Genomic DNA, 18620 nt, shown 5'->3' on the forward strand with positions numbered 1-18620 from the left:
CGGCTACTCGACCGGGCGGAGGAAGTAGCCCTTGCCGCGCACCGTCACGATGCTGACGCCGGTGTCCTCGGCGGGCAGCTTCTTGCGGAGGTAGCTCACGTACTGGTCGACGATGTTGTTGTCGACGATCTCGCCGCCGCCCCAGATCTCGGAGAGGATGCGCTGGCGGGTGACCACCGAGCCGACCGGGGAGATCAGCAGCTTGAGGAGCTCGAGCTCCTTCGGGCTCACGTGGATGCGCGTGTTGTCGGCGGTGCGGCGGATGCTCGACCCGTCCACGGTGATGCGCCCGACCTCGATCGACGTCGACATCAGCGAGGGGCTGCGCCGCAGCAGCGCCCGCAGCCGCGCGTTGAGCTCGGTGAACGCGAACGGCTTCGTCAGGTAGTCGTCGGCGCCGGCGTCCAGGCCGAACACCCGGTCCTCGACGGAGTCGCGCGCGGTCAGCAGCAGGATCGGCGTGGAGCGGCCGAGCTCGCGGATGCGCCGGCAGATCTCGAAGCCCGACATCGCGGGGAGCATCACGTCGACGATGGCGGCCGAGAACTCGGCGTTGCTGAACGCGACGAGCGCGTCGATGCCGTTCGTCGTCAGCTCGGCCTCGTAGCCGGCGTCTTCTAGGCCGCCCACGAGCGCTTCGCCCATGGCTGGATCGTCTTCGACGACAAGGATCTTCACGCGCTCACCCTACGACGCCGCTCTCAGGAACGGCGTGCGCGCCGAGCGCGTTTCGGAGCAGGAGGGGCGGGAGCGTGCACCGCCGTCGACGCGATCGACCGCTCGCTCCAGCTCGACGGGCCTCGGCTGTCGCGGATGAACGGTGCGCGGACGCCGGTTCCTGCCAGTAGCTGCACGGGATTCCACTCTGTTCGGACCCCTACGGGGGTCGTAGAATACGTCGAAACGCGACGACCCGAAAGTCGCGTAGATACGGTGCGCTGATGCTCATGAAGATCTCTCGACCGCGCTCGATCCTGGCCAGGATCGTCGGCGCTCTCGTCCGACGGCCCTGCGAGTACTGCGGGGCGGTGACCCCTGCGGCCGAGCCCTACTGCTCGACCACGTGCGCTCGCCGCGCGCAGAGGTTCGACCTCAACCCCTGACGATCGCACGGGATCCTCGGGCGTCCGGCCGCGCCGGGCCGGGTCTCAGCCCAGGATCCTGACCCGGTCGAGTCTGCCGTCGGAGAAGGCGAGGTCGTCCGACGTGTCCGCGTCGTAGTACCACAGCGCGAGGTACGCGGTGATCACGCTGGCGGAACTCGCGTCGGGCAGGAAGCCGATCTCGAAGCGGCGCTCGACTCCGTCCGGCGCGAGCCAGCCGTTCCAGAGCAGGGGAGCCGCCGCGCCGGCGGCGATCGCTCCCGTCCAGCCGTCCGGCGAGGACAGGACGGCGATCCCCGTCTGCGGCGCGCCCGTCATCTCCCGCGGATCGTCGCCGACGCCGAGGAAGATCGATGTCCGGACGACGCGAGCTGCCCGAGCGCCTGACCGCCAGTACCGCCGTCCGCTCACCCGAGGCGAGCAGGTTCGGCCGCCACTGCACGAGCTCCACGGGCGCCTCGGGCTGACTCGCCGCTGCTCGCGGCGCGCCGACCGCCGAGCGCACCGTCGGAGACGCCCATGCCGGGCCGGTCCGGTCCAGCGGGAGTGCCGAGACGACGGCACCTGACGCGAGCGCCGCGGTCCCCGCGACGAACAGTCGCCTAGACCCCGGCCATGGTCGCTCGCCCATCGTGTCGCTCCTCGCCTGCCGATCGCCTCCGCTGCCGAACGTACTCCGCCGCAGCGCGGATCCTGCCCCTCTCCGCGACCACTCGTCGTCGTAATGCGACAGCATCCCGCAGCACGGAGTGAAGGGTCCGCCCGCTCGGCCCTCCTCGGCTAGCGTGTGCCGGATCCATGAGGGGGACGCCATGACGACGCACGCACCCGCTGGTAGCGCACGAGCAGCGACGACGCGACGACGGACGGACATCCAAGGGCTCCGCGCGTTCGCGGTGCTCGCCGTATTCCTCGAGCACCTGCTCGGCTGGCCCGCCGGCGGTTTCGTCGGAGTGGACGTCTTCTTCGTGATCTCCGGATTCCTGATCACGGGACTCCTGCTGCGCGAGTACAGCGCCACGGGCACGATCTCGTTCTCGGGCTTCTACGCGGCACGCATCAAGCGGATCATCCCCGCTGCGACCCTCGTCCTCGTCGTCACCGCGATCGCCGCGCATGCGCTGCTCCTCGCGAACCGCGCAGCGGCCATCACCTGGGACGCGGTGTGGGCGTTCCTCTTCTCCGCCAACTGGCGGTTCGCGGCCGAGGGCACCGACTACTTCGCGCAGGGACAAGCGGTCTCCCCGCTGCAGCACTTCTGGTCGCTGTCGGTCGAGGAGCAGTTCTACTTCGTCTGGCCCTGGCTGCTGCTCGCGATCCTCTGGGTCTACGCGCGACTCCGCGCCGCCCACACCGATCGCACCCTCCGCTTCACTGCGGGCGCCGCGATGCTCGTCATCATCGTCGCGTCCCTCGCATGGGCGTTCGTCCAGAGCGCGACCGGACCCACGATCGCCTACTTCTCCACCTTCACTCGGGCCTGGGAGCTCGGGGTGGGCGCGCTGCTCGCCGTCATCGCCCCCCTGTTCCTGCGGATGCGGCAGCCGGCCCGCGTCGTGCTGGCGTGGACCGGGCTCGCCGGAATGACGGCGTCGCTCTTCCTCGTCGACGGTGGTACAGGGTTCCCTGCGCCGGGTGCGATCCTGCCCGTCCTCGCGACGGTGCTCGTCCTCGCCTCGGGGATCGGCGAGCAGGCGCGCGGGCTCGTTCCGCTGGCGAACCCCGTCGCGAAGTACCTCGGCGACATCTCCTACAGCCTCTATCTCTGGCACTTCCCGACGGTCGTCTTCGGCGCCGCGCTGTTCCCGAACTCGGGCAGTGCCGGCTACATCGGCGTGCTCGTCGTGGGCTTCGGCATCGCGGCCCTCGCTTACCATCTCGTCGAGAGACCCCTTCACCGATCGCCTCTCCTCATCCCTCACGACGGCGCATGGGAGCGCCGGGAGGCGTGGGGGAGCTGGGCGAAGGAGCAGCTCGAGGTGCTGAAGCTGGCGCGCTGGTTCGGTCTCGGCGCCGCCGGTCTTGCGACCGCCGTCCTCCTCGGCTTCGCCTTCCTCGTCCCTGCCGACACCGCCAATCAGATGCTGTACGGCACCCGCGAGGCCGTCTCCGCTCTGCCTGCACCGACCGGCACGCCCGGTGCAGCCCTCGACGAGACGCCCGGTCCGGCCGCACCTGCCGTCGGTCCGGCGCAGAGCGAGCTCACCGCGAAGATCACCACCGCCCTCCGCTCGGCGGCCTGGCCCGAAGGCTTCGAGGACTCGTTCAGTCAGGGCGGCTGGCCGGCGGAGATCGAGGAGTGCGCCGACCCTGTCCGCATCTCCGGCACCGAGTGCACCTGGGGGGACGGGGACAAGCTCGCCGTCGTCGTCGGCGACTCCACCGCCGTCGCCTACACGGCTGCGCTGCGGACCGTCCTCAACAAGGCGGGCTACCGCGTCCAGGGCTTCGCGATGAACGGCTGCGAGTACTCGGACACCGTCATCGGCAACGCGAGCGTCGCCGACTCCTGCCCCGTCCGGAAGCAGGACGCGGTCGACGCGATCACCGAGCAGACGCCGGAGCTCGTCTTCGTGACGAACGCCTATCAGCAGCACACGCCGATCGGCGCCGACGATCCGCTCACGGGGCCCGAGTGGATCTCGAGCCTGCAGACCGCTGTCGAGCGCTTCAGCCCGGCCGCCGGTCAGGTCGTGTTCCTCTCTCCGCCGCCCTCCGACGTCAATGTCGGTGAATGCTTCACCGCGGTCTCGACCCCGACCGACTGCGTCGGCGCGATCACGGCCTCACACGAGAAGTACCTCGCCGCCGACGGGACGGTGGCCGGTGCCGTCGGCGGCGTCGTCGTCAGCTCGGTCCCCTGGTTCTGCGCCGAGGACCTGTGCCCCGCCTACGTCGAGGGCACCCCGACGAAGGGCGATCGTCTGCATGCGGCCCCCCGCTACCTGGACCTCATCGAATCGTCCATCGCGGAGTCGCTCCGGACGGCCGGAGTGCTGCAGTAGCGGCAGCACGCGTCCATCGACAGGCCTCAGGTCGCGCTCGGGACGATCGCCTTCTGGTGGCTGGTGAGGAAGTGCCGCTCCACGAGGCGGAAGAAGACCCACCCTGCGAGCCAGGACAGGGGCAGGACGAGAAGGAGCATCACGGCGAGACGGGCCGGGTAGGGCAGGTCGGCGTCGAGGAGTGCGATGTTGCCGGCGGCGAGGACCGGGCTGTGCACGAGGTAGAGGCTGTAGGAGCCGGCACCGATGCGGACGAGTGGGCGCGAGCTCAGCACGCGGCCGACCTGCGACGGCCGCTTCTCGCGCGCCCGGATCGTCAGCCAGTGGAGCAGCAGCGCGATCGCGATCCCGAAGGCCGACTCGTACACCCACGAGAGGCGGACGGCGACTGTCAGCGCCAGGGCGATGATCCCGGCGAGGCTCGCCCACAGACCCGCGCGCGGGAGCTCGATGTGCTGCGTCATCCACGCGGCGCCGGCCCCCATCGCGAAGAGTCCGAGGAACCACGGGTGAGCGCCGGCGATCGCCGGGAGCAGCAGCACGGGAACGACGCCGAGCAGGACCATCGTGCCGACGGCGACCGCCGGACCGAGCCGGCGCCACAGCGGCAGGAGGACGAGCGGGAACAGGAAGTAGATCTGCCATTCCGTCGCCACCGACCAGGCCGGACCGTTGATCTGGTAGATCCACGCCGGATTGAGGTTGTGCACGAGGAACAGGTGCGAGATCAGGCCGCCCGGGGTGACGGGGACCTTGCTGTCCCACTCCGTGCCGTGCCCGGTCTGCATCGCGGGGACGAACAGGATCATCGCGGCGATGATCGCGAGTGAGGCGAAGTAGGGAGGGAGGATGCGCCTCGCCCGCCGGCGGAGGTAGTCGCGGAAGCCGCCGCGCAGTTCGAGCGCTGCGCTGCGGGCGACGGGCAGCATCAGCACGAAGCCGGAGAGGACGATGAACACGGGCACCGCGAGCGTGCCGAAGCCGATCAGCCGACCCGCGATCGGGAAGGTGGAGAGGAATTCGCCGCTGCCGCCCGTGAAGAGCGCCGCGTGATAGACGGTCACCGCGATCGCGGCGAGGGCGCGCAGGCCGTCGGCGAAGCCCGACTTCGGTCGCACGACGGAGGGCTCCACGCGCTCAGCATGGCGTCCTCGCGCTGCCCCTCTCCGCCAGGAGGGAGGTTCTCGCCGACTCGTGGCGCAGATCGGCTGGCGGAGCGCTCCGACGGCGGCGAGCGTGACGTGTGGGACTGCTCGCCTCCGCGGCCGTCGCGCACGACGGCGCGGCGACCGGTCCGACGATGATCTCGACCGGATCTCAGCGGCCCTCGATCAGACCGTCGAGCGTGCGAGCGCTGCCGGACCGTCGCGCCGGAGGAGGTCCGGACGCCTCCGCTCACGCGGGGTTCCTGGCCTGTCGAGATGGTGCCCCCAGTAGGATTCGAACCTACGCCCCTGCCTCCGGAGGGCAGTGCTCTATCCCCTGAGCTATGGGGGCCAGGAGTGCCTGTCAACATTAGCACCCGGGGTGAGCGTCGCCGGACGCCCTGGCGGGTCACTCGGCCGTGCCACGATGGGGGCATGCTGCGCACCGTCTCCGCCTCGCTGGGCCTGCGACTGAACGGGCCGACCGACCTGATCTTCCTCGTGGCGGCGACGCCGACGGGGGACGCGTTCGAGGACTCCTTCACCGTCACTCTCGACGGCGAGCCCGTCCCGGTCCGCGAGTTCCCGGCGCGGCACGGTGCCCGCGTGCACCGGGTGGCGGCGAACGCCGGCGCGATGCAGGTGGAGTACCGCGCCCGCGTCTCAGGTCGCGGTGCACCGGACGAGCCGAGCGAGCTGGAGCTGGTCGAATACCTGCGGCCGAGCCGCTACGCGGAGACCGACGCGCTCGGCGGGATAGCGCGGCGCGAGTTCGGCCGGGCGAAGGGCTTCGAGGCGCTCGTCGCCGTCGAGGAGTGGGTGCACAGCCACCTCTCCTACGTCTACGGCTCCACGGTCGCGACCGGGGGAGCGGCGCAGGTGATCGAGAGCGGTCAGGGCGTCTGCCGCGACTTCGCGCACACGGTCGTCGGGCTGCTGCGCGCGCTCGACGTCCCGGCGCGGGTGACCGCCGTCTACGCTCCGGGGCTCGAGCCGCGCGACTTCCACGCGGTGTCGGAGGCGTGGGTCGACGGAGCGTGGCACGTGGTCGACGCGACCCGGCTGGCTCCGCGGCCGTCGATGCTCCGGATCTCCTCCGGCCGCGACACCGCCGACACGGCGTTCCTCAGCAGCTACCTCACCGACCTGCGGCTGGAGACGATGAGCGTCGAGGCGACCTGCGACGAGGTCGTCGAGGACGATCACGTCTCGCCGGTGCGCCTGGGCTGAGCGGGCCCGCCCGGTCGGCGCCGGTCAGCCCGCCAGGGCGTCGAGCGCCGCGCGCACGAGCGGCTCGGGATCGCCGGGCTCGACGAAGGACGCGCTCGACGCCTCGATCCAGTAGTCGCCGATGAAGGCGTCGGCCACGCCGCGGCCGTTCGCGATCTCGTAGTAGCCCTCGATCTCCGGCGGTCTGCCGTAGGTCGGCACAGCCGCGCTCGTGGTGAAGTACTCGTTCTTGAGCGCCTCGATGATCGCTGGATCCAGCTGCGCGACGGCGATCTGGAAGTCGGCGCCGTCCGGGCCGGACCAGCCACACACCTGTCCCTGGTAGCCGGCGATCTCGGTGGAGACCGCGGTCGGCTCGACGGCGTCGCTCGGGGTGAAGCCGGACCAGAGTCCGGTGAGCGCGGAGGCGGGGACCAGGTCGTCGCAGGCGATCTCGACGGGGGTGCCTGTGACGGCCTCGCTCGCGCTCGGCGCCGGCTCCGCGGCCGGTGCGCAGCCGGTGAGGGCGCCGACGGCGACGAGCAGGGCGAGGGCGACGGGTCGGCGCATGCGCTGCACCCTAGCAATCGCCGCGGGTGGGGCGGCTGCTCGATCAGCAGGGGAGGCGGGGCGATCGGCAGGAAGGAGGGGGTGGCGGGACGGCCGGTAGAATCGTGCCCCGTGACTCCCGAACAGCTCGCCGCCTCCCTGCACGCCCTCGTCCTCGACGCCGTGCAGCGACGAGGGAGCGACGCCGAGGTCGCGCTGGGCGAAGTCGTGCTCGAGCGGCCCAAGAACCGCGACCACGGCGACTGGGCCTCGAACATCGCGATGAAGATCGCCAAGAAGGCCGGCGCGAACCCGCGCGAGCTCGCGACCGAGCTCGCCGAGGGCCTGGGCGCCGTCGACGGCGTCGCCTCGGTGGAGGTCGCCGGCCCCGGGTTCCTCAACGTGCGGCTCGACGCCGCCGCCGCGGGCGCGCTCGCCGGCGCGATCGTCGACGCGGGCGAGGCCTACGGCACCGGCTCCGTCTACTCCGGTCTGAAGATGAACCTCGAGTTCGTCTCGGCCAACCCCACCGGCCCCATCCACATCGGCGGCACCCGCTGGGCGGCCGTCGGCGACAGCCTCGCCCGCGTGCTGATCGCGCAGGGCGCCGAGGTGACCCGCGAGTACTACTTCAACGACCACGGGGCGCAGATCGACCGCTTCACCCGGAGCGTCCTCGCCGCCTACCGCGGCGAGCCGACCCCGGAGGACGGCTACGGCGGCGCCTACATCGCCGACATCGCCGACCGCGTCGTGGCCGCCTACCCGGGCGACCTGTCGGTCCTCCCCGAGGCCGAGCTGAACGAGACCTTCCGCTCCATCGGCGTCGACCTGATGTTCGGCGAGATCAAGCAGAGCCTGCACGAGTTCGGCGTCGACTTCGACGTCTACTTCCACGAGAACTCGCTGCACGAGTCGCGCGCCGTCGAGCGCGCGATCGAGCGCCTCCGCGAGCTCGGCCACATCTTCGAGGCCGACGGAGCCACCTGGCTGCGCACCACGGACTTCGGCGACGACCGCGACCGCGTCATCATCAAGAGCGACGGCGAGGCCGCCTACATCGCGGGTGATCTCGCCTACTACCTCGACAAGCGCGAGCGCGGCTTCGACCGGGCGATCATCATGCTCGGCGCGGACCACCACGGCTACATCGGCCGGATGATGGCGATGTGCGCGGCCTTCGGCGACACCCCGGGCGTCAACCTCGAGATCCTGATCGGCCAGCTCGTCAATCTGCTCCGCGACGGCCAGGCGGTCCGGATGTCCAAGCGCGCCGGCACCGTCGTGACGATGGAGGACCTGGTCGAGGCCGTCGGCGTCGACGCCGCGCGCTACTCGCTCGTGCGCTCCTCCGCCGACTCCTCGCTCGACATCGACCTCGACCTGCTCACCAAGCGGAGCAACGACAACCCCGTCTACTACGTGCAGTACGCGCACGCCCGCACCCGCCAGGTGGCGGCGAAGGCGGAGGCGTCGGGCGTGCCGCGCGAGCCGTTCGCGCCCGAGACGCTCGTGCACCCGACCGAGTCGGCGCTGCTGGGCGGGCTGCAGGAGTTCCCCCGGATCGTCGCCCTGGCCGCGGAGCTGCGCGAGCCGCACCGCGTGGCCCGCTACCTCGAGGAGATCGCCGGCCTGTACCACCGCTGGTACGACAACTGCCGCGTGGTCCCGCAAGGCGAGGACCCGATCGAGGCCGTGCACTCGACCCGCCTGCGCCTCAACGAGGCGACCGCGCAGGTCCTGCGCAACGGGCTCACGATGCTCGGCGTGACCGCTCCGGACCGGATGTGACCGCCGCCGATGCCGGTGCGCCGCACCGCGGCCGCCGGATCGCGCTCGTCGCGGTGATCCTGATCGTGCTGCTGGCCGTGGCCGCCGTCGTCGGCGACGTGCTCGCCCGGCGCGCCGTCGCCGACACCGCGGCGTCGAGCATCCGGGAGGCGCTCTCGCTCCCCGCGGACCACCCCGTCGACGTCGAGGTCGCCGGCTGGGCCGTCCTGCCGCAGCTGATCGGCGGGTCGCTCGACCGGCTCGACATCCGCAGCGAGGACGTCGCGTTCGGCGACCTGAACGGCGACCTCGACGCGACGCTCGAGGGCGTCCCGGCGAGCGGCAGCGGACCGATCGACGCCGGACAGGCGACGGTGGCGCTCGACCCGGATTCGGTGAGCACTCTCGTCGCCGCGCGGAGCGAGGTGCCGATCGACGGTGTGACGCTCGACCCGCCGCTGGTGCGCGTGAACACCTCGGTGGACGTGCTCGGGCTCACGCTCGCCGCGGGGGTCGGCATCGAGCTGGGCGCGGCCGACGGCGCGATCGAGCTGACTCCGTCCGAGGTGACGGCGGGCGGCACGACGATCAGCGCCGCCGATGTCGAGGACCGCTTCGGCGCCGTCGCCGAGGGGCTGCTCGCCGCGCGCTCCGTCTGCATCGCCGACGCGCTGCCGCGAGGGCTCGCGCTCACCGACGTCGACGTGACGGCCGACTCGCTGAACGCCTCCTTCGACTTCTCTCCGACGCTCCTCAGCGACCCGGCGCAGCAGGAGACCGGCGTCTGCTCCTGACCCGAGACGGCCGAGGCGCGACCGACCGGTAGGATCGGAGCCCTGTGCCCGCGTGTCCCGCGGGCCGAACGCCGGCAGTGCGCGCACCGACAGCACTGTCATCGACAGCACTTCCAAGGATCTTGCTGGCTTCAGGGGTCAATCCGGACTCGCTCGCCACGCAGTGACGCTCCCACTCTCTCCTGTGAGGTCTCACCCGTGGCACACGCCGACGCACCCGTCCGCGCCCCCCGTCATCCGCTCGCTCCGGAGTGGCTCCACCGGCCCGACGACGCGAACGGGCTCGCCGACGGCGTCTGGTCCGGCGGCACCGTCCGCGCCGCGGACGGCGGCCTCGAGGTCGCCGGTGTCGCGGCGGCGGAGCTCGCCGCGCGCTTCGGCACGCCGCTCTACGTGGTCGACGAGGACGACGCCCGCCGCCGCGCGGTCGCGACCCGGGAGGCCTTCGAGCGCGAGCTCGGCCGGATCGGCACCGGCGTCACCGTCTACTACGCGGGCAAGGCGTTCCTCTCCACCGAGGTCGCGCGCTGGATGCGCGCCGAGGGCCTGAACATCGACACCTGCAGCGGGGGAGAGCTCGCGGTCGCGCTCGCCGCGGGCGTCGAGCCCGAGCGCATGGGCCTGCACGGCAACAACAAGTCGCTCGCCGAGATCGACCGGGCGGTCGAGGTCGGCATCGGGGCGATCGTCATGGACAGCGTGCTCGAGATCGACCGCGTCGCCGCCGCGGCCGAGCGCCACGGCCGAGTCCAGCCGGTCCGGCTCCGGGTGAACAGCGGCGTGCACGCGCACACCCACAGCTTCCTCGCGACCGCGCACGAGGACCAGAAGTTCGGCATCACGCTGGAGGACTGCCCGGCCGCCGTCGCGCGCATCCGCTCGCACGCGAGCCTGCGCTTCCTCGGCCTGCACTGCCACATCGGCTCGCAGATCTTCGGCTCGGCCGGCTTCGCCGAGTCGGCGTCGCGCCTGCTCGCCGTGCACGCGGCGCTCCTCGCCGACGGCCCCGTCCCGCAGCTCAACCTCGGCGGCGGCTTCGGCATCGCCTACACGAGCGCCGACGACCCGACCCCGATCGACGAGATCGCCGCGGCGATCGCGGACGCGGTCGGCGAGCAGTGCGCGACCCGCGGGATCCCGGTGCCGCACATCGCCATCGAGCCGGGCCGCTCGCTGATCGGGCCCGCAGGGCTGACCCTCTACGAGGTCGGCACCATCAAGGACGTCGCGGTCGGCACGGACGGCGTGCGCCGCTACGTGAGCGTCGACGGCGGGATGAGCGACAACGCCCGGCCGGCCCTCTACGGCGCCGACTACACGGCCCGGATCGCCAACCGCGTCTCCGACGCCGAGCCCGCCCTCGTCCGCGTGGCCGGCAAGCACTGCGAGTCGGGCGACATCGTCGTCCACGACGACTTCCTCCCCGCCGACGTGCAGCCGGGCGACCTGCTGGCCGTCGCCGCGACCGGCGCCTACTGCTGGTCGCTGTCGAGCAACTACAACTACCTGGGTCGCCCCCCTGTCGTCGCTGTGCGGGACGGAGTCGCGCGCGTGATCGTGCACGGCGAGACCGAGGACGACCTCCTCCGCCGCGATGCCGGCATCGAACGAAAGGCCATCCTCCGATGATCGAGTACCGCAGCCTCCGCGTCGCCCTGCTGGGCGCCGGGTCCGTCGGTGCCCAGGTCGCGCGCCTCCTGCTCGACCACGGCGACGAGCTCGCCCAGCGCGTGGGGGCGCCGCTGGAGCTCGCCGGCGTGGCCGTCCGGGACCTCGACGCGCCGCGCACCGCGGACATCCCGAAGGAGTACTTCACGACCGACGCCGAGGCGCTCATCCTCGGCGCCGACATCGTCGTCGAGCTGATCGGCGGGCTGGAGCCGGCGCGCAGCTACATCCTCAAGGCGATCTCCTCGGGCGCCGACGTGATCACCGCCAACAAGGCGCTGCTCGCCGCGCACGGCAACGAGCTGTTCGAAGCGGCCGACCAGGTGGGCGCCCAGCTGAACTACGAGGCCGCGGTGGCCGGGGCGATCCCGATCATCCGCCCGCTGCGCGACAGCCTCGCCGGAGACCGCGTGCACCGGATCCTCGGCATCGTCAACGGCACCACGAACTTCATCCTCGACCGGATGGACACCGAGCACTCCACCCTCGAGGAGGCGCTCGCCCTCGCCACCGAGCTGGGCTACGCCGAGGCCGACCCGACCGCCGACATCGAGGGCTACGACGCCGCGCAGAAGGCGGCGATCCTCGCCCGGCTCGCCTTCCACACCGACGTCCCGGTCTCGCTGGTGCACCGCGAGGGCATCACCGGCGTCACGCCGGAGCAGGTCGAGCAGGCCCGCGCCTCCGGCTACGTGATCAAGCTGCTCGCCATCTGCGAGCGCCTCGTCGACGCGAAGACGGGGGAGGAGGGCGTCTCGGCACGCGTCTACCCCGCACTCGTGCACCGCTCGCACCCCCTCGCCGCCGTGCACGGCGCCAACAACGCCGTCTTCGTCGAGGCGGAGGCCGCCGGCAGCCTGATGTTCTACGGCGCGGGCGCCGGCGGCGTCGAGACCGCCTCGGCCGTGCTGGGCGACGTGGTCTCGGCCGCCCGCCGCCACGTCGTCGGCGGGCCCGGTCTCGTCACCAGCGCGAGCTCCGGACTCCCGGTGCTGCCGATCGGTCACGTGACCACCCGCTACCAGGTGACGCTCGAGGTGCTCGACCGGCCCGGCGTGCTCGCCCAGATCGCCGGCGTCTTCGCCGAGCACGGCGTCTCCGTCGAGACGCTCGTGCAGACGCCGCCCGTGCTCGACCCGCTGGCCGAGGCCGGTGCGGAGCGGCGCGAGCCGACCGCTACCCTGGTCATCGGCACGCACGCCGCGGCAGAGTCCGATCTGGCGGCCACCGTCACCGCTCTCCAATCCCACGGGTTCGTCGGCGCCGTGACGTCCGTTCTACGAGTTGAAGGAGCCTGAGATGGCCAAGCAGTGGCGCGGAGTCCTGCACGAGTACGCGGACCGCCTGGATGTCACCGAGGCGACCCCCGTCATCACGCTCGGCGAGGGCGGCACCCCGCTCATCCCGGCGGCGGCTCTCTCGGCCCGCACGGGCGCGAAGGTCTGGGTCAAGTACGAGGGCATGAACCCGACCGGCTCCTTCAAGGACCGCGGCATGACCATGGCGATCTCGAAGGCCGTCGAGCACGGCGCGAAGGCCGTCATCTGCGCCTCGACCGGCAACACCTCCGCCTCGGCCGCGGCCTACGCGACGCACGCCGGCATCACCGCCGCGGTGCTCGTCCCCGAGGGCAAGATCGCGCTCGGCAAGCTCAGCCAGGCCATCGCGCACAACGCGCAGCTGCTGCAGGTGCAGGGCAACTTCGACGACTGCCTCGACATCGCTCGCGATCTCGCGAAGAACTACCCGGTGCACCTGGTCAACTCGGTGAACCCCGACCGCATCGCGGGTCAGAAGACCGCGGCCTTCGAGGTCGTCGAGGTCCTCGGTGACGCGCCGGACTTCCACATCGTCCCGGTCGGCAACGCCGGCAACTACACCGCCTACTTCCGCGGCTACTCCGAGGAGCTCGAGCGCGGCGAGTCGACGAAGCTGCCGCGCATGTTCGGCTTCCAGGCCGAGGGCTCCGCGCCGATCGTCCACGGCGCTCCGGTCCGCCACCCCGAGACCATCGCCAGTGCGATCCGGATCGGCAACCCCGCCTCGTGGGAGCTCGCGCTCAACGCGCGCAGCGTGAGCGACGGCTACTTCGGCGCCATCAGCGACGCGAAGATCCTCGAGGCGTACCGCATCCTCGCGGGCGAGGTGGGCGTCTTCGTCGAGCCCGCCTCCGCGATCAGCGTCGCCGGCCTGCTCGAGCGCGCCGAGGCGGGGGCGATCCCCAAGGACGCGACCGTCGTGCTGACCGTCACCGGCCACGGCCTGAAGGACCCGCAGTGGGCTCTGCGCACCGCGGACGGCGAGGACATCACTCCGACCGTCGTGCCCGTGGACACCGCCGCGATCGCCGACGTGCTGGGGCTGGCCGGCGCATGACCTCGGCGGTTCCCGTCGGCCGCACCGTGCACGTCAAGGTCCCGGCGACCTCGGCGAACCTCGGCCCCGGGTTCGACACGCTCGGCCTCGCGCTCTCGTCCTACGACGAGCTCGACGTCGTCGCCGTCGCGGCGACGGGCGCCCGGGTCGCGGTGCACGGCGTGGGCGAGGGCGAGGTGCCGACCGACGAGACGAACCTCGTCGTGCAGGCCATCGCCTACACCTTCGCCGACCAGCGGCAGGAGATGCCGGGCATCGACGTGACCGCGCGCAACATCATCCCGCACGGCCGCGGGATGGGCTCCTCGGGAGCCGCGATCGTCTCCGGGATCATGGCGGCCAAGGGGCTGCTCGACGGCATCGTCGAGCTCGACTCCGACGATCTGCTCCGCATCGCGACCGAGATGGAGGGGCACCCCGACAACGTCGCGCCGGCGCTCTTCGGCGGTCTCACCATCGCGTGGGTCGAGCCCGGTGCCGAGGGCGGACCCGAGGCGCCGCTGCGGCCGCGCTCCAAGAAGCTGATGGTGCACCGCGGCGTCTCGCCGGTCGTCTTCGTGCCCGAGCACACCATGTCGACCCGGCTGGCGCGCTCGCTGCAGCCGATCAGCGTGCCGCACGAGGACGCCGTCTTCAACGTCTCGCGCTCGTCGCTGCTGATCGCGGCCCTCATCCAGAGCCCCGAGCTGCTGTTCGCGGCGACCGAGGACAAGCTGCACCAGAACTACCGCGCGGCCGCGATGCCGCAGACCTCCGAGCTGATCGCGCTGCTGCGATCGCACGGCTACGCGGCCGTCGTCTCCGGCGCCGGACCGAGCGTCCTGGTGCTGTGCAGCGACCCCGCGCAGCGCCTCGCCGCCGCGGATCTGGTCGCGAAGGAGGCGCACACGCCCTGGCGCGCCCACATGCTGGCCGTCGACTTCAAGGGTGCTACAGTGGGGATCGCATCCCGAGGAGCCGCGTAACGAGCGGAATCTGTCCGACGGATCGTCCCGATAATCACGGCCATCACATCGTGTGAAGGGCGCCCCTGCTTCTCGTGCAGACCAGCGCCTGGTCGCTCGTGCCCTCTCTGCGCTTCCCAGGCAGGTCGAGCCGGCGACCGAGAGCATCGCGTGGATCAGAACTCGCGATGGACCCGCACGGCTGATGTGCTCTCCCGGTGAGCGATCGCTCCCGGGGGGAAGGAACCCCTCTCCAGTGACAGATGTCAACACCCGCGGCACCGCCGCGGACAACGCCGATCTCGCCGGCCTCCGCGTCGCCGAGCTGCAGGCTCTCGCGACGAGCCTCGGCATCGGCGGAGCCTCCAAGCTCCGCAAGGGCGAGCTCGTCTCGGCCATCTCGGACCTCCGCGCCGGCGCGGACTCCGAGGTCGCCGCCGAGCCCGCTGCTCCCGCCGAGGAGCAGGCGCCCGCCGAGCCCTCGGTCGCCGAGCAGGCCTTCGCCGAGCCGGCCGAGGCCGAGCCCGTCGTCGACGGCACCAGCGTCGAGGCCGAGCCCGCCGATGTGGCCGAGCAGAGCGCCCCGGTGCTCGAGGCCCCCGCCGAGGTGCCCGCGCCCGCCGAGAGCACGGAGGCGGACACCGCCGACGTCCTCGAGCAGGCCGCCGCCACGGTCGAGGAGCCCGCGCCCGTCGCCGCCGAGGCGGCTCCGGTCGAGCTCGAGCTCCCCGTCGCCGCCGAGCCGGTCGCCGAGCCCGCCGAGCGCACGCCGCGTCGCCGCGGCTCGCGTCGCGCCTCCAGCGGCACGGTCGCCGCCGGCGAGCACGTCAACATCCCGGCCGGCAGCGGTGTCGAGTCGCTCATCCCCGAGCTCCCGCCCGTCCTCGAGCAGGCCCCCGACGCCGAGCAGGCGCCGCGACCGGTCATCGAGATCGAGCTGCCCAACGGCCCGGAGTCGGACGACTCCTCCCGCGAGGGCGGCCAGCGCGAGCGTCGCGGACGCCGTCGCAGCCGCGGCGGCAGCGCCGAGCAGAGCGAGCAGCCCGAGACGACCGAGGCCGTCGAGTCCTCCACCGAGGACGCCGGCGACGAGTCGGACTCGGGCGACCGCCAGGACGACCAGCAGGGCTCCGGCGAGCAGCAGAACGGCGGCGACCAGCAGGGCACCGGCCGCGGCCGCAACCGCCGCAACCGCAACCGCCGCGGCGAGGACCGCCAGTCGAACGACGGCCAGCAGAACGGCCAGGGCGGCAGCGCTCAGGGCGGCAACGGCCAGAACGGCGGCGCGCAGAACGGCAACGGCCAGAACGGCGGCGGCCAGCACGCCGCCGCGCAGAACGGCAACGGCCAGGCGCCGTCGAACCAGGGCGGCCAGAACCAGGGCGGCAACGGCCAGAACGCGCAGGGCCCCTCGCAGAACGGCCAGCAGGCCGACGGCGAGGACGGCCGCCGCAGCCGCTACCGCGACCGCAAGCGCCGCGGGGGAGCGGTCGGCGACGACTTCGAGCCCGAGATCAGCGAGGACGACGTCCTCATCCCGGTCGCCGGCATCCTCGACGTCCTCGACAACTACGCCTTCGTGCGCACCACGGGCTACCTGCCCGGTGTCAGCGACGTCTACGTCTCGCTCGGCCAGGTCAAGAAGTACAACCTGCGCAAGGGCGACGCGGTCGTCGGCGCCATCCGCCAGCCCCGCGAGGGCGAGGGCGGCGGACGCCAGAAGTACAACGCGATCGTCCGCGTCGACTCGATCAACGGCCAGACCGTCGAGGAGGCCGCCGCGCGCGTCGAGTTCCACGACCTCACGCCGCTGTACCCGACCGAGCGCCTGCGCCTCGAGACGGAGCCGGGCAAGCTGACCCAGCGGATCATCGACCTCGTCGCCCCGATCGGCAAGGGCCAGCGCGGCCTGATCGTCGCGCCGCCCAAGGCCGGCAAGACGATCGTCCTGCAGCAGATCGCGAACGCGATCGTGCAGAACAACCCCGAGGTCCACCTCATGGTCGTGCTCGTCGACGAGCGCCCCGAGGAGGTCACCGACATGCAGCGCACCGTGCGCGGAGAGGTCGTCGCCTCCACGTTCGACCGCCCAGCGGAGGACCACACGACGGTCGCCGAGCTGGCCATCGAGCGCGCCAAGCGCCTCGTCGAGCTGGGCCACGACGTGGTCGTGCTCCTCGACTCGATCACCCGCCTCGGCCGCGCCTACAACGTGACCGCCGCTCCCTCGGGCCGCGTGCTCTCGGGTGGCGTCGACGCGTCGGCGCTGTACCCGCCGAAGAAGTTCTTCGGCGCGGCGCGCAACATCGAGAACGGCGGCTCGCTCACCATTCTCGCGACGGCGCTTATCGAGACCGGCTCGAAGATGGACGAGGTGATCTTCGAGGAGTTCAAGGGCACCGGCAACATGGAGCTCCGTCTCTCGCGTCACCTCGCCGACAAGCGGATCTTCCCCGCCGTCGACGTGAACGCGTCGGGCACCCGCCGCGAGGAGATGCTCCTCAGCTCGGACGAGGTCAAGATCACCTGGAAGCTGCGCCGCGCCCTCGCCGGTCTCGACCAGCAGCAGGCGCTCGAGATCATCCTGTCCCGCCTCAAGGAGACGTCGTCGAACGTCGAGTTCCTGATGCAGGTCTCGAAGTCCGCCGTCGGCCCGACCACCGCGAACCACGGCAACGGCCACCACTAGCTGCCCCGACGTCCGCGGTCGCCCCTCACCGGGCGGCCGCGGGCGTTTTCGCGTCCCGAGGCACCTGCGGTGCGGCTCCGCAGTCGAGAAGCCCGTGCAGCGGGCCGCCCTGTTCTTCATACAGCCCGCGAAGCGGGCCGCTCATGCTGGTCGAGCAGCCCGCGCAGCGGGCGTATCGAGACCCGCCCCGCCGAGCACGTCGGTCTCGATACGGCGCCTGTCGCACCTACTCGACCGGCAAGCACTGCCCACCACCCCAGACGATCCCCGGAAACCAGGAACCCCATGTTCGAATCCGTCAGCGTCCTCTTCGCCGAGCACGAGGACCTCCAGACGCAGCTGTCCGACCCCGCCCTGCACGCGGACGCCGCGCGCGCGAAGAAGGTCAACCGCCGCTACGCCGAGCTGAGCCAGATCAAGGCGGCCCACGCCGCCTGGATCCAGGCGGGCGAGGACCTCGAGGCCGCCCGCGAGCTCGCCCGCGAGGACGACGCCTTCGCCGAGGAGGTCCCGGAGCTCGAGGAGTCCCTCCGCGTCGCGCAGGAGAAGCTGCGCCGCCTGCTCATCCCGCGCGACCCTGACGACGGACGTGACGTGATCATGGAGATCAAGGGCGGCGAGGGCGGCGCCGAGAGCGCGCTGTTCGCGGCGGACCTGCTCCGGATGTACCTGCACTACGCGGAGGCGAAGGGCTGGAAGACCGAGATCCTCGATCGCGACGAGTCCGACCTCGGTGGCTACAAGAACGTCCAGGTCGCCATCAAGAGCAACGCGACCGACCCGTCGCAGGGCGTCTGGGCGCACCTGAAGTACGAGGGCGGCGTGCACCGCGTGCAGCGCGTCCCCGTGACGGAGTCGCAGGGCCGCATCCACACCTCGACCACCGGCGTGCTCGTCTTCCCCGAGGTCGACGCCCCCGAGGAGGTCGCGATCAGCCAGAACGATCTCAAGATCGACGTCTACCGCTCCTCGGGCCCCGGCGGCCAGTCGGTCAACACCACCGACTCCGCGGTGCGGATCACCCACCTCCCGACCGGCATCGTCGTCTCGATGCAGAACGAGAAGAGCCAGCTGCAGAACCGCGAGGCCGGCATGCGCGTCCTGCGCGCCCGCATCCTCGCCCGCCAGCAGGAGGAGATCGCCGCCGCCGCATCGGACGCGCGCAAGACGCAGATCCGCACGATGGACCGCTCCGAGCGCATCCGCACCTACAACTTCCCCGAGAACCGCATCGCCGACCACCGCACCGGCTACAAGGCCTACAACCTCGACGGCGTGATGAACGGAGCGCTCGACCCCGTCGTCGAGAGCGCGATCCAGTTCGACGAGGAGGCCCGCCTGGCCGACATCGGCTCCGACGAGTCGTGA

Annotated in this window: 14 protein-coding genes and 1 tRNA gene; 10 read left to right on the forward strand and 5 right to left on the reverse strand. The window is 71.8% G+C overall.

Going from position 1 to position 18620, the window contains the following annotated elements; all coding sequences use genetic code 11:
- Window positions 1-3 precede the first annotated feature (3 nt).
- Together GTU73_RS07680 and GTU73_RS07685 are read right to left on the reverse strand one after the other, a co-directional pair.
- On the reverse strand, window positions 4-678 hold the full coding sequence (locus tag GTU73_RS07680) for a response regulator transcription factor (RefSeq protein ID WP_260300519.1): 675 nt from the start codon (window positions 676-678) through the stop codon (window positions 4-6).
- A gap of 470 nt (window positions 679-1148) precedes the next feature.
- Window positions 1149-1421, reverse strand: a complete 273-nt coding sequence (locus GTU73_RS07685) for a hypothetical protein (RefSeq protein ID WP_160088334.1) — start codon at window positions 1419-1421, stop codon at window positions 1149-1151.
- A gap of 494 nt (window positions 1422-1915) precedes the next feature.
- Here GTU73_RS07685 and GTU73_RS07690 point away from each other — a divergent pair, with 494 nt between their 5' ends.
- Window positions 1916-4108, forward strand: a complete 2193-nt coding sequence (locus GTU73_RS07690) for an acyltransferase family protein (RefSeq protein ID WP_279630808.1) — start codon at window positions 1916-1918, stop codon at window positions 4106-4108.
- Between the two features lie 26 nt (window positions 4109-4134).
- Here the strand turns inward: GTU73_RS07690 and GTU73_RS07695 are convergent, their stop codons facing one another.
- Window positions 4135-5241, reverse strand: coding sequence for an acyltransferase (locus tag GTU73_RS07695; protein ID WP_160088337.1), 1107 nt, complete (start codon window positions 5239-5241; stop codon window positions 4135-4137).
- Between the two features lie 289 nt (window positions 5242-5530).
- Window positions 5531-5605, reverse strand: a tRNA-Arg gene (locus GTU73_RS07700).
- Window positions 5606-5688: 83 nt separating this feature from the next.
- Here GTU73_RS07700 and GTU73_RS07705 point away from each other — a divergent pair.
- On the forward strand, window positions 5689-6483 hold the full coding sequence (locus GTU73_RS07705) for a transglutaminase family protein (protein WP_160088339.1): 795 nt from the start codon (window positions 5689-5691) through the stop codon (window positions 6481-6483).
- A 24-nt stretch (window positions 6484-6507) separates the two neighbouring features.
- Here the strand turns inward: GTU73_RS07705 and GTU73_RS07710 are convergent, their stop codons facing one another.
- The gene (locus GTU73_RS07710) at window positions 6508-7032 is read right to left on the reverse strand and encodes a hypothetical protein (protein ID WP_160088341.1); all 525 of its coding nucleotides are present in this window, start codon (window positions 7030-7032) and stop codon (window positions 6508-6510) included.
- Between the two features lie 111 nt (window positions 7033-7143).
- On the opposite strand from GTU73_RS07710, the gene argS reads away from it, so the two are divergent.
- The 8 genes from argS to prfA all read left to right on the forward strand — a co-directional run bounded on the left by argS (window position 7144) and on the right by prfA (window position 18620).
- A complete protein-coding gene (gene argS, locus GTU73_RS07715) occupies window positions 7144-8802 on the forward strand; it encodes an arginine--tRNA ligase (protein WP_160088343.1) in 1659 nt (552 codons plus the stop codon).
- Complete coding sequence (locus GTU73_RS07720) at window positions 8799-9575, forward strand: DUF2993 domain-containing protein (RefSeq protein WP_160088345.1); 777 nt, start codon at window positions 8799-8801, stop codon at window positions 9573-9575. Before argS ends, GTU73_RS07720 begins: the two co-directional genes overlap by 4 nt.
- Before the next feature lie 198 nt (window positions 9576-9773).
- Window positions 9774-11204, forward strand: coding sequence for a diaminopimelate decarboxylase (gene lysA, locus GTU73_RS07725; protein ID WP_160088347.1), 1431 nt, complete (start codon window positions 9774-9776; stop codon window positions 11202-11204).
- A complete protein-coding gene (locus GTU73_RS07730) occupies window positions 11201-12541 on the forward strand; it encodes a homoserine dehydrogenase (RefSeq protein ID WP_160088349.1) in 1341 nt (446 codons plus the stop codon). The genes lysA and GTU73_RS07730 overlap by 4 nt, the downstream gene beginning before the upstream one ends.
- Window position 12542: 1 nt before the next feature.
- Window positions 12543-13619, forward strand: a complete 1077-nt coding sequence (gene thrC, locus GTU73_RS07735) for a threonine synthase (protein WP_160088351.1) — start codon at window positions 12543-12545, stop codon at window positions 13617-13619.
- Window positions 13616-14584 carry a homoserine kinase gene (thrB, locus tag GTU73_RS07740; protein WP_160088353.1) on the forward strand — a complete coding sequence of 323 codons (969 nt, stop codon included), beginning with the start codon at window positions 13616-13618 and terminating at the stop codon, window positions 14582-14584. The genes thrC and thrB overlap by 4 nt, the downstream gene beginning before the upstream one ends.
- Before the next feature lie 235 nt (window positions 14585-14819).
- The gene (gene rho, locus GTU73_RS07745) at window positions 14820-17252 is read left to right on the forward strand and encodes a transcription termination factor Rho (protein ID WP_244231812.1); all 2433 of its coding nucleotides are present in this window, start codon (window positions 14820-14822) and stop codon (window positions 17250-17252) included.
- Between the two features lie 285 nt (window positions 17253-17537).
- Window positions 17538-18620 carry a peptide chain release factor 1 gene (gene prfA, locus GTU73_RS07750; RefSeq protein WP_160088357.1) on the forward strand — a complete coding sequence of 361 codons (1083 nt, stop codon included), beginning with the start codon at window positions 17538-17540 and terminating at the stop codon, window positions 18618-18620.

It is taken from the genome of Rathayibacter sp. VKM Ac-2804 (assembly GCF_009866655.1).
Lineage (GTDB): Bacteria > Actinomycetota > Actinomycetes > Actinomycetales > Microbacteriaceae > Rathayibacter.

Excerpts from the sequence above, each read along its gene's own strand:
- GTU73_RS07685 (WP_160088334.1), bottom strand. The coding sequence starts at position 1,421 with ATGACGGGCGCGCCGCAGACGGGGATCGCCGTCCTGTCCTCGCCGGAC.
- GTU73_RS07690 (WP_279630808.1), top strand. The coding sequence starts at position 1,916 with ATGACGACGCACGCACCCGCTGGTAGCGCACGAGCAGCGACGACGCGA.
- GTU73_RS07705 (WP_160088339.1), top strand. The coding sequence starts at position 5,689 with ATGCTGCGCACCGTCTCCGCCTCGCTGGGCCTGCGACTGAACGGGCCG.
- GTU73_RS07710 (WP_160088341.1), bottom strand. The coding sequence starts at position 7,032 with ATGCGCCGACCCGTCGCCCTCGCCCTGCTCGTCGCCGTCGGCGCCCTC.
- GTU73_RS07730 (WP_160088349.1), top strand. The coding sequence starts at position 11,201 with ATGATCGAGTACCGCAGCCTCCGCGTCGCCCTGCTGGGCGCCGGGTCC.
- thrC (WP_160088351.1), top strand. The coding sequence starts at position 12,543 with ATGGCCAAGCAGTGGCGCGGAGTCCTGCACGAGTACGCGGACCGCCTG.
- thrB (WP_160088353.1), top strand. The coding sequence starts at position 13,616 with ATGACCTCGGCGGTTCCCGTCGGCCGCACCGTGCACGTCAAGGTCCCG.
- prfA (WP_160088357.1), top strand. The coding sequence starts at position 17,538 with ATGTTCGAATCCGTCAGCGTCCTCTTCGCCGAGCACGAGGACCTCCAG.